16 protein-coding genes and 1 riboswitch are annotated in these 15140 nt (G+C 50.2%); of the genes, 11 read left to right on the top strand and 5 right to left on the bottom strand.

Annotation, left to right across the window (positions count from 1 at the left end; all coding sequences use genetic code 11):
• The first annotated feature begins 112 nt into the window (after positions 1-112).
• Positions 113-345, top strand: a riboswitch (cobalamin riboswitch).
• Positions 346-477: 132 nt separating this feature from the next.
• From DTHIO_RS01345 to DTHIO_RS01385, 9 genes are all read left to right on the top strand, one after another.
• Complete coding sequence (locus DTHIO_RS01345; protein WP_008868560.1) at positions 478-2463, top strand: TonB-dependent receptor; 1986 nt, start codon at positions 478-480, stop codon at positions 2461-2463.
• A gap of 41 nt (positions 2464-2504) precedes the next feature.
• Positions 2505-3134 (top strand): MotA/TolQ/ExbB proton channel family protein, encoded by a 630-nt coding sequence (locus DTHIO_RS01350; RefSeq protein WP_008868561.1) that lies wholly within the window; start codon positions 2505-2507, stop codon positions 3132-3134.
• Complete coding sequence (locus DTHIO_RS01355) at positions 3134-3544, top strand: ExbD/TolR family protein (RefSeq protein WP_008868562.1); 411 nt, start codon at positions 3134-3136, stop codon at positions 3542-3544. Before DTHIO_RS01350 ends, DTHIO_RS01355 begins: the two co-directional genes overlap by 1 nt.
• On the top strand, positions 3541-4386 hold the full coding sequence (locus tag DTHIO_RS19370; protein WP_008868563.1) for an energy transducer TonB: 846 nt from the start codon (positions 3541-3543) through the stop codon (positions 4384-4386). The genes DTHIO_RS01355 and DTHIO_RS19370 overlap by 4 nt, the downstream gene beginning before the upstream one ends.
• 137 nt (positions 4387-4523) lie before the next feature.
• Entirely contained in the window at positions 4524-5342 is an 819-nt protein-coding gene (locus DTHIO_RS01365) for an ABC transporter substrate-binding protein (protein ID WP_208596358.1), read from the top strand.
• A complete protein-coding gene (locus DTHIO_RS01370; protein WP_008868565.1) occupies positions 5332-6339 on the top strand; it encodes a FecCD family ABC transporter permease in 1008 nt (335 codons plus the stop codon). Before DTHIO_RS01365 ends, DTHIO_RS01370 begins: the two co-directional genes overlap by 11 nt.
• Complete coding sequence (locus tag DTHIO_RS01375; protein WP_008868566.1) at positions 6336-7127, top strand: ABC transporter ATP-binding protein; 792 nt, start codon at positions 6336-6338, stop codon at positions 7125-7127. Before DTHIO_RS01370 ends, DTHIO_RS01375 begins: the two co-directional genes overlap by 4 nt.
• 588 nt (positions 7128-7715) lie before the next feature.
• Positions 7716-7892 carry a hypothetical protein gene (locus DTHIO_RS21285; RefSeq protein WP_153305053.1) on the top strand — a complete coding sequence of 59 codons (177 nt, stop codon included), beginning with the start codon at positions 7716-7718 and terminating at the stop codon, positions 7890-7892.
• Between the two features lie 12 nt (positions 7893-7904).
• On the top strand, positions 7905-8204 hold the full coding sequence (locus DTHIO_RS01385; RefSeq protein WP_008868568.1) for a DUF2325 domain-containing protein: 300 nt from the start codon (positions 7905-7907) through the stop codon (positions 8202-8204).
• 56 nt (positions 8205-8260) lie between these two features.
• Here the strand turns inward: DTHIO_RS01385 and DTHIO_RS01390 are convergent, their stop codons facing one another.
• From DTHIO_RS01390 to DTHIO_RS01405, 3 genes are all read right to left on the bottom strand, one after another.
• On the bottom strand, positions 8261-8452 hold the full coding sequence (locus DTHIO_RS01390) for a ribbon-helix-helix domain-containing protein (protein WP_008868569.1): 192 nt from the start codon (positions 8450-8452) through the stop codon (positions 8261-8263).
• Positions 8453-8941: 489 nt separating this feature from the next.
• Entirely contained in the window at positions 8942-9277 is a 336-nt protein-coding gene (locus tag DTHIO_RS01395; RefSeq protein ID WP_008868570.1) for a hypothetical protein, read from the bottom strand.
• Positions 9278-9707: 430 nt separating this feature from the next.
• Positions 9708-11081 (bottom strand): ATP-binding protein, encoded by a 1374-nt coding sequence (locus DTHIO_RS01405; protein WP_208596359.1) that lies wholly within the window; start codon positions 11079-11081, stop codon positions 9708-9710.
• 536 nt (positions 11082-11617) lie between these two features.
• Between DTHIO_RS01405 and DTHIO_RS01415 the strand changes: the two genes are divergently transcribed.
• Together DTHIO_RS01415 and DTHIO_RS01420 are read left to right on the top strand one after the other, a co-directional pair.
• Entirely contained in the window at positions 11618-12235 is a 618-nt protein-coding gene (locus DTHIO_RS01415) for a type IV toxin-antitoxin system AbiEi family antitoxin domain-containing protein (protein WP_008868573.1), read from the top strand.
• Positions 12232-13014 (top strand): nucleotidyl transferase AbiEii/AbiGii toxin family protein, encoded by a 783-nt coding sequence (locus DTHIO_RS01420; RefSeq protein WP_008868574.1) that lies wholly within the window; start codon positions 12232-12234, stop codon positions 13012-13014. The genes DTHIO_RS01415 and DTHIO_RS01420 overlap by 4 nt, the downstream gene beginning before the upstream one ends.
• Before the next feature lie 594 nt (positions 13015-13608).
• On the opposite strand, the gene DTHIO_RS01425 is transcribed toward DTHIO_RS01420, so the two are convergent.
• Together DTHIO_RS01425 and DTHIO_RS01430 are read right to left on the bottom strand one after the other, a co-directional pair.
• Complete coding sequence (locus DTHIO_RS01425) at positions 13609-14415, bottom strand: glycine/sarcosine N-methyltransferase (protein ID WP_008868575.1); 807 nt, start codon at positions 14413-14415, stop codon at positions 13609-13611.
• 10 nt (positions 14416-14425) lie between these two features.
• Complete coding sequence (locus tag DTHIO_RS01430) at positions 14426-15073, bottom strand: hypothetical protein (protein WP_008868576.1); 648 nt, start codon at positions 15071-15073, stop codon at positions 14426-14428.
• Positions 15074-15140: the final 67 nt, after the last annotated feature.

Here is a 15140-nt window from a genome sequence, read left to right on the forward strand (position 1 = left end):
CCACTCAATCTGATAAACAAAGGGACAAGCTGTCAGCTTGACTTTGCATTTTCTTTTGTATAAAGATTTTTTCAATTGATTCAGACTGGTTGCTGAATCTGTGTTCTTTTTGGCTTTTTAAAATTACTCAGGTGCCCGCAAGGGCTTGAAAGGGAATCCCGTGCAAGTCGGGAACGGACCCGCCGCTGTAATCGGGGACGAACAGCGCATTATGCCACTTTCTTCCCGCACTTACTTTTTCTTAAGCTAAATCTGCATGATAGAAAAGTAAGTGCGGGGGTTGGGAAGGCGCGCCTATTAGAATGATCCGAGAGTCAGAAGACCTGCCTGGGTGAGTTGTGCAACCCTCGAGGACCGGGGTAATGCAAATAAGATTCTGTGGGGAAAATCAGGGACCCCCGGATCGGTATCAGTATCGATCCGGGGGTCTTTTTTTGATGTGGTGCCCGGTCCAAAAACCGCAAAAGGAGGAAAGGTATGAAAAAGGCTCTTGTTTTCCTGATGATGGGCGTGTTTCTGGCCGGGACCACTGCAGCCTGGGCCCAGGAGGAACCGGCCCAGGCAGAAGAGGTCATGATGGATGAAGTGGTGGTTACCGCTACCAGGTTCGAGCGGGAAACGGAAAAGGTGCCGGCCAAGGTGACCATCATTGACCGGGAGGATATTGAAAAAAGCGGGGCGCATAACGTGCCGGAAGTTTTGCGTAATCTGGGAGGAGTCCATGTCCGGGACATGGATGGCAACCGTATGAATCAGACCCTGGACATGGGCGGATTCGGCGAAGGGTCGCAACACCGCACAGCAGTACTCATCAACGGCCGCAGGCTCAATCCCGTTGACCTGAGCAATGTTCGCTGGAGCACCATTTCCCTGGACATGGTGGAGCGTATCGAGGTCATGCACGGGGGCAACGCAGTGCTTTACGGGGACAACGCCATGGGTGGTGTGATCAATATTATTACCAGAAGGCCGGAAGAGGGAGTCCAAGGGGATGTGGAAGCAAGCGTGGGCAGCTTTGACACCTTCGGGACCCGGGCTGCAGTGAACATGGGTCGAGACAGATTCGGCATGGTGGTTGGGGTGAATCACTATCAGAGCGACGGCTACCGGGACCGCTCCGAGGTGGAGAATTATGGCCTGTTCACAAGGCTGGAGGCTGATCCGACAGATGCTTTAAGAATTTACGGCGAAGTAGATGCCAACAAAGCAGAGTATGAGATTCCTGGAGCCCTGACCAGGCAACAAAAACGTGATGACCGAAAACAGGCACAGCCTGATGATCCGGCTTGGGGGATTTTTAGAGAAGACGACAAAACAAACGACCAGGATCTTGCCCTGTCTTTCGGCCTGGAATCGGATGTATCTGAATACGGAATTCTGGATATGCAGTTCACCTATCACCAGCAGGATCGAGAAAGAACTATGGATGGGCTGTATTCTGAATTCGATATCAATACCTGGGGTTTTACTCCCAAGTATATTCTGGACAGACCGTTGGGAAAAATGGACAACAGGCTTACACTGGGGCTTGATTTTTATCGCACAGAATATGACGCAGACTTTGTCGATATGGGTAATGAGTTCGATCATGTTCAGAGAAGCTGGAGCGGTTATCTGCAAAATGAACTGGAGCTGCTTGATAATCTGGTGCTGAACCTTGGAGCCAGGTATCAGGATACTGACTACAGGCTCAAGAAGAAAGGACTCAGCAGGGAAACAACAGGCGATCCAGAATGGGCCTGGAATGCCGGCCTGGCCTATTCCTTCTGGGAGCACTCCAAGATCTATGCCCGGGCATACCAGGCCTTCCGCTATCCCCTGGTTGATGAATACATGATTCTATCCACCGGGGATGTTAATATGGATCTGGAGCACGAAACACAGCAGGGCTATGAAGCAGGAGTAGGCTGGGATTTTCGGAATGTGCTTCAATTAGATCTGCGAGGATTTTATTTCACTGTTGATGATGAGATAGTTTACGACAATATAAAAGAAATGAATATTAATCTTAACGAAACTGAGCATAAGGGGGGCGATCTGGATATAACCTACAAAGTCATGGACAAAGTGAGACTTTTTGCCTCTGTGGGATATATTGATGCAAAAATCACCTCAGGCGATCATGATGGCAATACCATTCCTTTAGTTCCTGAATGGAAAGGACATGCAGGTGTTGAACTTGGAAGGTTTAACGGAATACTGTTCGGGCTTCAGAGCAATTATGTAGGCGAAAGATATTATGGAAATGACTATGACAACGTGTTAGATAAAATGTCATCTTACAACACCTGGGATGCATATCTGTCTTATAAGCGCAATCAATGGGAGTTTTTCGGACATGCCAAGAACCTTTTTGGCGAAACGTACTCAGATGAAGCCTTCTATAATGAGTGGGATGATCGGTACAGCTACTATCCTCAGCCGGAAGAGGAATACATGGTTGGAGTACGGTATAAATTTTAGATCAATAATTTCAAACTCTTGAAGGGTAAAGCCTGACAGCCATGTATGATTACTTTGTAAGCGGCGGGCCGGTAATGTATCCATTGCTGGCCTGCTCCATCATAGCTCTCACAGTGACCATAGAAAGGGTCATTTTCTGGACCCTGGTGCACGTGCGCCGTGATCCGGCCCTGGTGGACGAGGTCCTGGATCTCTACCGCCTGGAGGACTGGGAGTCCATCAAACAGAAGGTGTCCGGTTCCAGAGATTTTGTAATCCGGGTACTGGTAAGCGGCATCCTGCACCGGGACTTTTCCATGGGCAAGGCCATGGAGTCGGCCGCCGGGGAGGAGATCAAGCGCATGCAGCGTTTCAACGGTGTCCTGGATACCATGATCACCGTGGCTCCCCTTCTGGGTATCCTGGGTACAGTGATAGGCATTATTCATTCCTTTGATATTCTGGGGCAGACCGGTGGCATAGAAGAGCCAAGGGAAGTGACCGCAGGCATCGCCCAGGCGCTTATCACCACAGCCACGGGGCTGGTCATTGCCATCCTGGCCCTTTTCCCGTTCAAGTTTTTCAGCAGCCGGGTTGAGGATGCAGCCGCCATCATGGAAAGATACGCCACCAGCCTGGAGATCGTGCATGAAAAACAGCAGCAGGGGGCAGCGAGGCAGGAGCAGGTCTGATGAAGCTGAACCGTCCCTTGCTGAAGCAGGCGCGTATCGAGATGCTGCCTTTAATTGATATCATTTTCCTGGTCCTGGTGGTATTCATCTATGCCATGCTGTCCATGGCCGTGCACCGAAGCCTCCCTGTGGATCTGCCTCTTTCTTCAGCCGTGGAAATCGATCCTGATGTACGCCTGACCATTACGGTCCAGGCGGACAGAAGCATTTACCTGGATAAGGAACCCGTAAACCTGGATGAACTAACGAGTCTGCTGCAGGACAAGGTGGCTGCCGGAAAAGACCCCGAAGTCACCCTGGTGGCGGATCAGGACTTAGTTTATCAGCAGCTTTTTGCTGTACTGGACCGCATCAAGGAAGCAGGCATTGCCAATATCTCCCTGCAGGCGGAGGAAGCCTCACAGCCATGAAAAGACTTGCCGTGGCAGTCCTTCTGGCATTATTTGCCCATGGCCTGCTTTTGTTGACTGGAGACTTTCAGATGAAGCAAAGAGCCGGCCGGGACGCGGATGAACCAAAGCGTATTTCAGTCAGCCTGGAGCACTATACGCCTCATGAACAAGGGCAGACAGAAGAAGTCTCTGACCATGAGTTTGAACTGCCAGAAGAGCCAGATGAGTCAGAAGATCCAGAGGAATCAGAGACTGAAAAAAAGCCCCCCCAGGAGCCGGTGGAGGAAGAACTGCCCCGGCAGCCTGAGCCGGAAAAAAAGCAGCCTGAGGAAGAGACCCGTGTAAAGCAGGCTCAGGCATTGCAGGAGGCAGAGGCTGCTCATGAGGCTGAATCCGGGCCTGAGCAGGAGGAAAAGACCCGGGAAGCAGACGTACAAAAACCTGAAGACAGAACTTCCGCTCTAAATGCCAGCCCGGTTCCCCAGGAGCCGGCCGGTGCTCCCAGAATGATAAGCCAGGCAGCTCTCGAGGCCCATGAAGCCTTAGATGAATACATATCCGAGGCAGGCCGGGAAGATGAAGAACTGCAAATGGCCCGTCCCCTGTACCGGGAAAATACGCCTCCAGAGTATCCGCGCCGGGCCAGGCAGAGGAACCAGCAGGGAAAGGTAATCCTGGAGGTCCTGGTCAACAGCCGGGGACGGGTGGAGGAAATGGAAGTGGCTGAATCCAGCGGTTACTCCATTCTGGACCGGGCAGCCAAAGATGCTGTCCGGGACTGGGTTTTTGAACCAGGACGCAGGGGGGAGCAGTCGGTAGATACCCGGGTCAGGGTGCCGGTTAGATTTGAACTGCAGTAATGTATCTTAAACTGGAATAAGGTTTGACATTGAAGACTGTAAATTATTTCAACACATTGATCTTCGCTTTATTCCTTCTGGCTTTGCATATCATATTGTCGGGGCCAGCCTTTGGCCAGCCCAGGGAACTGACCGACATGGCCGGGAGGACAGTGCTGGTCCCGGAAGAGCCGGAGCGGATCGTGGCCCTTGCTCCGAGCATCACTGAGCTCGTCTTTGCCCTGGACAAGGAAGAAAATCTCAAAGGGGCAGTCCAGTACAGCGACTATCCCTCCAGGGCCGAAAAACTGCCCCGGGTGGGATCTTATGCCCGCCCTGACGTAGAGCGCATCGTCCGCCTGGAGCCGGACCTGGTCCTGGCCATTCGCGACGGCAATCCCAGGCAGACCATAGACCGCCTGGAAGGGATGGATATTCCGGTGTTCACCCTGGACTCGGACAATCTGGAGGAGATCATGCAGAGCATTTCCGCCCTGGGCCTGGCCCTGAACGCTGAAGGCCGGGCCGGGGAGCTTGTCCGGGATATGCAGGAGCGCCTGGACCAGGTGCAGGAAAAAGTCGCACCAGCTGAAAGCAGGCCTTCGGTGTTTTTTCAGGCCGATGCCGGACCCATCATAGGGGCCGGGGCATCAACTTTTATCGACGAGATGATCCATCTGGCCGGAGGAACAAACGCCCTGGCCCACAAAGAGCGCTATCCCCGTCTGGGATGGGAGGATATCCTCAGACTTGATCCTGATGTGGCGGTGATAGCCTCCATGTCCGGAGGCAAGGACGCCCACGAGTTGACCGCCGCATGGCAGAGATGGCCTCAGCTTAGGGCTGTGCAGCAGGAAAGGGTGCATGTGGTGGATGCTGACGTGTTTGAGCGTCCCACCCTTAGACTTCTGGACGGCCTGGAAATCCTGGCCGGGCTTATCCATCCTCAACTGTTTCCAGATTATAATGCATACTGAGTTTACCCCGGTTGCCCGGAAACTGCTCCTTTCAATTCTGATTCTGGGGGGCATGCTGATAATTAGCTCCTCCCTGGGACTGGGTTTCGGATCCACAGGCAGCATGCTGGGCTCCCTGGGAGAGGTGTTTTTCCGGCCGCAGGAGGCGGACCAGGTGGCTGCGGCCATTATCAAAGAGATCCGTCTTCCCCGGGTGGTCCTGGCTGCAGCGGTGGGAGGGACCCTGGCTCTGGGCGGGCTGGTCTTTCAGGCTCTGCTGCGCAATCCCCTGGCTGAGCCGTATATCCTGGGCATTTCCGGAGGCTCGGCCGTAGGGGCCATCCTGGGCATGTTCGCCGGGCTGGCCGCTTTCCCCGGAGTATCCATGAGTGCTTTTGCCGGAAGCATGCTTACCCTGGGCCTGGTCTTAATCCTGGCCGGGGGGCGCTCTCCTTTGCGCAGGGATTCCCTGATCCTGGGCGGAGTAATGATGAACGCCTTTTTCGGGGCCATGATCATGTTTCTCATCTCCCTGTCCCAGGATGCCCAGATGCGCAGCATCCTGTTCTGGCTCATGGGGGACCTGTCCATGATCAGTCCGCAGCAGCTGCCGGTGCTGCTGATGGTGCTGCCTGGCATGGCGGTGATCTTAGTGCTGGCCCGGCCCATGAATCTTTTGCTCATGGGCCGGGACACGGCCGCTTCCATGGGGGTCAATGTCCGCCTGGTCACCCTGGCCCTTCTGGTCTTTACCTCGCTCATGGTCAGCGTGGCTGTAAGCCAGTCCGGGCTTATAGGATTTGTAGGCCTGGCTGTGCCGCATATATTCCGGCTCATCCTGGGACCGGACCATCGCCTGCTCATACCGGCCTGCCTGCTGGGCGGGGCTTCCTATCTCATCCTCTGCGATCTTCTGGCCCGCACCCTGCCCCCTGAAGGAGAGATGCCCGTGGGCGTGGTCACCGCCCTTATCGGTGCTCCCCTGTTTATCTATCTCCTGTGGAGGTCCAGGAGATGAACGCGGTGAAAATTTCAGGAGTCAGTTTCAGCCGGGCCGGACAGCATATCCTGCAGGATATCAGCATGGAAGCCGGGGAAGGAGAATTCCTGGCCATAATCGGACCCAACGGCGCAGGCAAGACCACCCTGCTGCGCCTGGCTGCCGGCCTGGAGCAACCGGACAGTGGATGCGTGCAAATGCTGGGCAGGGCCGTATCCTCTTATACGCGCAGGGAGTTTGCGGCCCAAGTGGCCCTGGTGCCCCAGGAAGTGCCCTTAGAGATGCCATTCAAGGTGGCCGAGACCGTGCTTCTGGGGAGATCGCCGCATCTTGGACTGTGGGAGATGGAAGGGGAAAAGGACCGCCAGTTGGCCTTGCAGGCCATGCAGAACATGGGGGTGGAGCATCTGGCCGGGCGGCGTCTGGATCAGCTGAGCGGGGGGGAACGCCAGAGGGTGTTCATTGCCCGGGCCATCTGCCAGCAGCCCCGGGTGCTTCTGCTGGACGAGCCCACCGCTTCCCTGGATCCGGCGCACCAGGTGGGCATAATGGATCTGCTGGAAGGATTGTGCCGGGAGCAGGGCGTGAGCGTAATCATGGTTTCCCATGAGCTGAACCTGGCGGCCATGTATGCAGACCGGATGCTTCTTTTAAGCAGGGGCAGGACCGCCGGGACGGGTGCGCCCCATGAGGTGCTCACCCGGGAACTCTTAGAAAAGAGCTACGGCTGCCGGATCATGGTGGATGAAAATCCCCTGGGCAAAGTTCCCCGGATGATGCCCGTGCCTGAAAAATACGGAAAGTAATAATCGTGTTTCACTGCAAGCATGGGATGTCCCTGGGATATGCAAAGGCCTCTTTTTCGGGATACAGCACTGCTAAGCGTCTCAGCATGGTCATCTGGCATCTGTTTTCTTCCTGGCGTCCTGCTACGCTTCTTAACATGGTTCGCGTGGCAGAACTGATTCCTCCAAGTGAACCCTGAAAGATTCACTCCCAAATGCTCTCGGCAAAACAACAAACCAACCTCAGGCATGATACTGAAAATTAAATTCAAAATAATTATTGACAAGTGCCCGGGACTTCATTAAACAACTTCTTATACCGTTAAGGCGGAGCTATCCGGGCAAGTACATTTTAGGGCCGGCTTAATTTGAACATCCTTTTTTAATGTCGGCTGTACAGTAGAACAGTTCAATTAACTGCCTGTTTCCCTGACCCGGTTATTTTTTGTTAACTTTCCCGTACTGTTTTTTTTAATCAGCTTATTGTCTTGTTGATAATAATTTTTATCTTCGACATCATTATATCTGAGCACTACCATTAAAGCAGTGGACAACAATAAAATGTACGAGATGCTGGCCCTGAAAATCAATTACAAAAGGAGGCAAGCCATGACCCTGAAATCAAGCATAAGCAGCCTGGACAAACAAACCCAGAGAGTGCTGCAACAAAAAATTGATTACCTGAACAGCAAAAACCCGGTTAACTTTGATGAATACTTAAGATGCGTCAGCATCATCAGGAAAAGTTTCCTGAAAAAGAAATGCGCTGAATCCGACAAATACTGAAAGGGGGACATCATGACCGCAGCAGTTATCGGAGGAATGGACAGGCTGCAGCCTCATTACCAGAAGACAGCCAGGAAGGCCGGGTACAAAATCAAAATGTTCACCGGGACGGAAAACACCATCACTGAGCGGCTTGGCAGCATAGACCTGATGATAATATTCACCAACAAGGTCTCTCACAGCGCCCGCAAAAACGCTTTTGAAGCGGCCAGGTCCGAAAATATCCCGGTTATAATGTGCCACTCCTGCGGGGTCTCCACTCTGCGGGACTGCCTGAATAATCCAAAGCCGGACTGTCCCATGAAGGGATAAAAAAGTAATTGATCTTCAATCCCGCACCAGGCAGAGCCTTTCCCGGCAATCTAATTCTAAGCAGAAGCACTGGTATTCCGGGTTTGCTCAACCAAAGCCCGGTAGACGTCTTTCTCTTGATCTTCCCTGAGCATTCTGAGTGCCCTGCGAACTCCTTCGGCCATGGATATTCCGTATGTCCTGCTATAGCTTTCAAGCCAGGTCCTGTCTTCATCCGGCAGGGTGATAATTGTTCTTTGACCGGCCATGCTCCTTCTCCTTTTTGACATCATCATATCTATCGTTATCATGCATCAAAGAGTATCTGTGACCGCAAGTCATAAGAGCCGGTAATTCAAGTTGATCAGATAAGATGCACCTGCAAAAAGTCGATAAAATGAATAATTCAGAAATAAACAATCTACATAACCCTTTGCTTTTACTGACACCTGCTTGCCCCGTGAAACCGGGATTCCTCCGGGGTGTTTCACCGGGGACCTCTGATCTCTGACATCTGTTCCGCGCCCTGCCACGCGCTTCGCGTGGTTCGCGTGGTTCGCGTGACAAAAGTGTCTTTTAGCAGTCACATCTGCCTATAGATGAATATGAGAGAATACGCGAAGTTGCTGATCTCATGAAGCACCTTCAGCTCAATACTAACTTGATAGTCATTAAAACATGCCGATTCTCATCATTCAGGATTTTGCAGGTTCGAATATAATGATAACGGGTGTTTCTCTGACGCCCGCTTGATTCCTTTACAATGGCATGTAGCGATTGGGATCGCGCTCCAGCACGAAAATATGCTGCCCCGGATTGGTAAGAATGATATCATTATCATAATGGTTGGGGTTTTCAAAAAGGACGATTTCTTCCATCTCCTGCCCAGGCTTGAGCACTACCAGGCTCAGGTTGGTCTTATCTCTTTCCTCGAGAAGATAGTCAGGATGAGCATAATACGCACGAACATTAAACTCCTGGTCCGGCTCAACCGTAAAAGGCACTTCAGTCCATATGCAGTGCGCCAGGGACACTGAGAACGAGAATAACACCATGCTCAGCGTTGCCCAAAAAACAGTAATGACACTTTTCATCTATGCCTCCTTTTTAGGCCTTAAAACAATCTAAACCAGCCTACAGCATTAGTTAATAATAAAACTGAAATCCAAATTCATCTTCAAGGTGATCGAACGTCTAAACCAGGCAAAAACAGGATGTCAATATATTTTTGATGTTAAATTTCAACATCAATTCCGATCAAAGACCTGGCCCTGCAAATAGCCAAAGGCTGCAACGCCAGCAGCATCCCCCAGAAAAACGGGATAAAAAATGACCTGATTTGACCAGAGCCAGCCTGTATGAGTATCGTCTGGATTGTAACCACTGATGGAGCAGTCAATGATGGTGCCTGGCAACCGGACCCTTTTCTGAATGGTTACGTCCGGATAGAAATAAGTGCGGGAGAGCCAGTCCCCTTCGAGTTCAAATAAAGTGTCGCGGTAGTGCTGAACTGCTAACCCACTCCTATTCCTGATTCTCACAATAATACGCTGCAACAGTCCCCAGACGTTCGATGAGGTACAGTGGTAGAGAGAGCAGCGGATATTGAACCCGCCTGAAGGTTTTGCCTGTGCTGATTTTGGTATCTATCCGGGTTACGGAAGGAAAAGATGCATCCAGTCGAACAGCTAAAGGCGCTTCTTTGCTGCCCATAAACTGGTGCAGTGACTTAAGTGACCCTGCAGCGCCGGCTTTGACTTCCACGGGAATAATATGCCCACCGGTCTGCACCACAAAGTCAAGTTCAGCGTTTGAAGACCGGCCCTGACGGAGCCAATAGGTCAATTCCTGGTTCAGCGCATCCGAAAACATGTTCTGTAAGTGCTGCCCTGCGAATTGTTCGGCAATGGCCCCTTCATTGATCAGCTGCGCATCATCCATTTGAGAAACCGCTCTCCAGTCAAGTCCGCAAACAGCATTCATCAAGCCGACATCCAGGAAAAGTGGTTTATATACTTTCTCATCAATATCTGCATGAAGCGGTAGTCCGGAACAATGACTGCGTATTACCTTGCCTATGACCCGGGCCATGGATAAAAGATCAATGTCTTTTTTCAAAGTACCGCTCTGGTCTTCAAAAGAGATATTACTGTACTTTATCTTTCTTCCGACATTTCTGGCAATAAAGTGAAATACTCTGCGCATGCGGTTCAAATTTCTTGAACCGATATATTTTGGGAAATCTTCAAGATAGGTTTCGAGAACGGAATTGTGAACCCGGCTGACCTGCTTATAGCTCTTGGTTGCAGCAAAAACTGATACTGCTTCGGGCATTCCGCCTACAAAGTAATAAGAACGCAGCAAACTCAGCAGTCGTCCATGAACAATCTCTCCTATGGATTGGCCCGGCTCATAATTAAGTATAAAGGAACCAAGCTTTTCTTCCCCAATGCCCATCAGAAATTCAGAAAATGTCATGGGCCCCATATGCAGATACTGTATTCGGCCTACAGGCATGGAGAAAGAATGGTCGGACAAGACAAACTCCAGCAAAGACCCGGCACTTAAAACAGGCAACCAGGGCTTGTCTTCGTAAAAATACCGTAATGCCGGAATCGCCTCGGGAACAGACTGAATCTCATCCAGAAAAAGCAGGGAATTTTGACTGACTTGTTTCATTCCCGGCAGAAATTCAATCTGCTGGATAATATGATCAGGGTCTTTGGTATTAAATATTTCGGATAATTCTGGATAGCGCTCTAAGTTTAACTCAAGCAAATCCTTGCCATATTCTTTTGCAAACAGCTGAACAAGCGTAGACTTGCCGACCTGACGGGCGCCGCGGATGACCAGGGGCTTTCGTCTGCTGTCCTTGAGCCAGCTATCCAGAAATTGCAAATGATGGCGGTACATTTCAAATTTATACAGCTTATTTCCCTACACTAAGCATTAAAATACAGGGGTGTTTTGTGCAATGCAGTATGATTTTGAAGGTATCTTATAATCAACCATCCACCCTTGTCAAGCTTGCCACCTGTAAGCATCAGGGTGCCGGAATCACGCTTCTGGCGTGAGTGCCAGGGACTAAAAACGAGTACCCCTTGAATGCTTACTGCCACCTTATTCTTGTTAATCATAATTATCATCAGTGCCTGGGAAGATTTTTTTGGCACCCCAGTTGAATGCCCTGCGGGCTAGCTCATTGAGCTATTCAATCACGCCAAAGGCGTGACAGGCTGGGCAAGCAGGATTTCAGTGGTAACTCACTAATTTTTTTACTTTTTTGATAGTGAAAGCCTATGAGTAATAGGCCCCCACATGGTCATGCAAAAATATCTGTTGGCTCTGGGCATATTTGCTTACAAAACCTGCTTGACAATTCCCATTTTTTATTTCTAAAAATCAGCATATTTGCTGCATAATGGAAATATATTATGAACTGGATTGAATTCAAAAACAAAATGTTTGACCTTGGCTGTTTCAGTATCCATCAGGTATATGCGTGGCAGCCGGGATTTGATCGCAACAACCTGGTCCGGTGGACAAAAAAGGGGTACCTGGTACATCTGCGGCGTGGATGGTACGCCTTTCCTGAATACAAGGACAAGCCGGAATTCGCCGAATATATCGCCGGCAGAATCTATAACCCCTCCTACATCAGTCTGCACTCGGCACTCGCATTTTATGGCTTGATTCCCGAATCCGTGGTCCAAATAACCAGCGTCACCTCACTGAAAACCGCCTCATTTACCAACGAATTCGGTGAGTACTCCTACAAAAGCGTCAAGAGCGATTTGATGTTCGGCTATTTCCGCCGCCCAATTGCAGACGGTCGGACAACCCCCTATGCGACCAGTGAGAAGGCGCTGCTGGACCTGCTCTATCTGTATCCCTTCTATAATACAGAGTCCGAGCTTCTCGAACTCCGGCTCGATGGGGATATACTGCGTACGCACTGGGACAGGCGGACATGGCTGACAATGGGAAAGAGCTTTCAATGTGCACGTCTTGAAAAGCGCATGCAATTACTGGAAAAGGTGTATAACCTATGATCTCAATCGAACAGCTCAAAAATTACTATCCGGCTTCAATGGCTGAGAATGCGGTCTTTCAAAAGCATATCCTCAAAGAGTATGTGCAGCTGTTGACTCTGGATTATCTTTCCTCCACAGAGCACATCCGTAAAATGACCTTTATCGGAGGCACGAACCTGCGTCTGACCAAGGGCATCGATCGTTTCTCCGAAGACTTGGATTTTGACTGCAAAAACCTGATTGAAGAAGACTTCATCCGGATGTCAGATGATGTTCTCACCTTCCTGCAACGCAGTGGGTTTAAAGTTAAGGCCAGAGCCCGAGAAAAGAGCGGGTTGAAGGCGTTTCGACGCAGCCTGTATTTTCCGGAGCTTCTGTTTAACTTAGGCATTTCCGGACATCGCGAAGCGCGATTTCTCCTGAAACTTGAAGCCCAGGATCAGCAGACACCCTATGAGCCGGCTATGGAATTCATCAAGGGCTGCGGTTTGTTTTTCCCATTTCCAGTTCCGTCCCAGGCAGTGCTGTGTGCCATGAAGATAGCCGCCATGCTCGACAGGGGTAAAGGACGTGATTATTACGACGTCATGTTCCTGCTGTCACGGACAGAACCGGATTATCAGTTTCTTGGGCATCGTTTTGCTATTCACAACCTTGCCGAACTTAAGGCTGCTGTTGAAAAGTCACTGCAAGCAGTTGATATGCGCCAAAAACAAAAGGATTTCGAGCACCTTCTTTTTAATCGTGACCACAGCCGGCGTATCCTGCATTTTGCTGAGTTTATACGTTCCCTGTAATACAGGGATTTACCCGCAGCTGCGCTGCCCCGCGGCTGCGCCGCTGTTTCTCGTTCTTCGTTCTTACTGGACAGTCAGAAGTTCTCGCACAACACCTTGAATTTACAGCACTTTTTTAAACTTGCACATTCAGAATGCATGCAGCACAACCACCTGAAATCATGACCTTTTTTCTTCAACTATTAACAATTAACCGATAACTTTTAACTCTCAAGTTTCTTAGTTCTTTGTTAAAACCAAGAACCAAGAACGGCGGCGATGCCGCAGAACGAGGAACACCTTCCAATCCCCTGGTACTGGATATTACGCAAAAAGCTGGAGTACAAAAGGTAATGCATTTATCCTAATTTAATACTCCGGAGAGAAATATGAAAGGCGGTCAATGACAATGATGGTCCAGGTTAAAAATTAGCCGGCATTTTTCTGAGACATCGGGCCAGGCCCTGGCCGGAAAACATGGACAGACAACTCCACAACCATTGAAAACCGGTTTCCATCCATAATGGTTACCCTTGATGGACAAGACAGTCTTGCAGTGCCTGCAAAAAAATTTGCAGGCACTTTTTTAAGCAGACTAACGCAGGCTCAAGACTGTCAGCTCTGGTCAGGTATGCCTTTATCCGCTACATGGATATAAAAATCAGGTTCCTCGCCTCTGAAGGTTTCCTGAAAATCCCCGTAAGTGGTCACTGACCCAAAGCCGGTCTCGTAGAGAAGTTTCTGCATGTAAGCCTTGCGCAGGGGAAACATGTTCAGATGAAACACAGAAGCGTCTGGAAAGGTATACTCAAACTGGACCAGATCGTCCTTCACCTGCACCGGTTCTGCAGATACGTTCTCGCCGCAGTAATAATATTTGTGTTTGGAGGAATAACCTTCATCCAGGATACGGTCATAGTTTCTCTGGTCCACTATAAGCACCCCGTCCGGCTTGAGTTTGCTGTAGAATTCGGACAGCACCCTGCGCCGGTCGTGTTCATCAAAAAGGTGGGTAAAGGAATTGCCCAGGCAGATAAGGGCGTCGTATTCGCCCTGCACATCAAAGCTGAGTCGTCTCCAGTCCGTATGCACCGTGCTCAGGATATATCCTTTGTCCCGGGCGTTTTCAAAGGCCTGCACCAGCATGTTGGCGCTTCCGTCCACGCTGACCACCCTGTAGCCCTGTTCAAGAAACCTCACCGAATGAAAGCCGGTGCCGGCGGCCACGTCCATAATGCTCTGCACATTCCTCTGTCTGAAAATATCATAAAAAAAAGACCCCTCGCTTTTGGCTCTCTTCTCCCAGTCTATGAGCTCATCCCACTTGTTTACAAAGCAGTCTTCGTAGTCGTGAAGGTATTGATCAGTCAGCAAGCAACCCTTGCTCTGCAATATTTCTTTTTGTTCCTTGTCTGCGTACATAATACACCTCCTATTGAATGGTTCTGGAAATTTCCGAGATCATGTTCTGTGCCCGCCATCCAGAGACAGAAACACTGTTTAAGAGATCAATAAATGAAATCTTCTGGCCGTTACTGCGCACATTGATGGCCTGCATTGCTCCTGGAGAAAGCTCCATGAGCTTTATATTGAACATTTTATGACCATGATATACTTCATTGAACAAAAGACTGTTGTCAATAAGCGATCTTTTAATGGGCAGGCGTATATCCTGAATATTAAGCTGTCCCAGGTGACTGCCCCTGTCTTCAAAGACCATGATGCCATCGTTGATTGCCGCCTTTTCAATGACAACATGTTCATCGCCTCCATCGTCAAGCACTGCATGCCGGGTAAAATTTTGAAACAATCCAAAATCCAGTGTTTTTACCTGCCTGTCATTGATATAAGCATAAACATCCGGCTTATCATTGCAGTACATATAGCACTCTTCTAAGCAATCCACATGCTCTCCCGCGGGCAGAAGACTTCTGACATCCCCGGGTGAATCAAAAAGCCGGTATACATTGATATTGTACTCCCGGCAGAACTGCAGCACAGCTTCCGCACCCGTCCTGGTCATACGCATACTGCGGCTTTTCATGCACACCCCGTGCATTTCCAGGTGGATAGTATCCATTTTTTCCTCCTTGAACGGTTTGGAGGACAGCCGGCGCTTCTGTCCGTTTTCTTGCAAAAAAAATCCC

The organism is Desulfonatronospira thiodismutans ASO3-1 (genome assembly GCF_000174435.1).
Classification (GTDB): Bacteria; Desulfobacterota; Desulfovibrionia; order Desulfovibrionales; family Desulfonatronovibrionaceae; genus Desulfonatronospira; species Desulfonatronospira thiodismutans.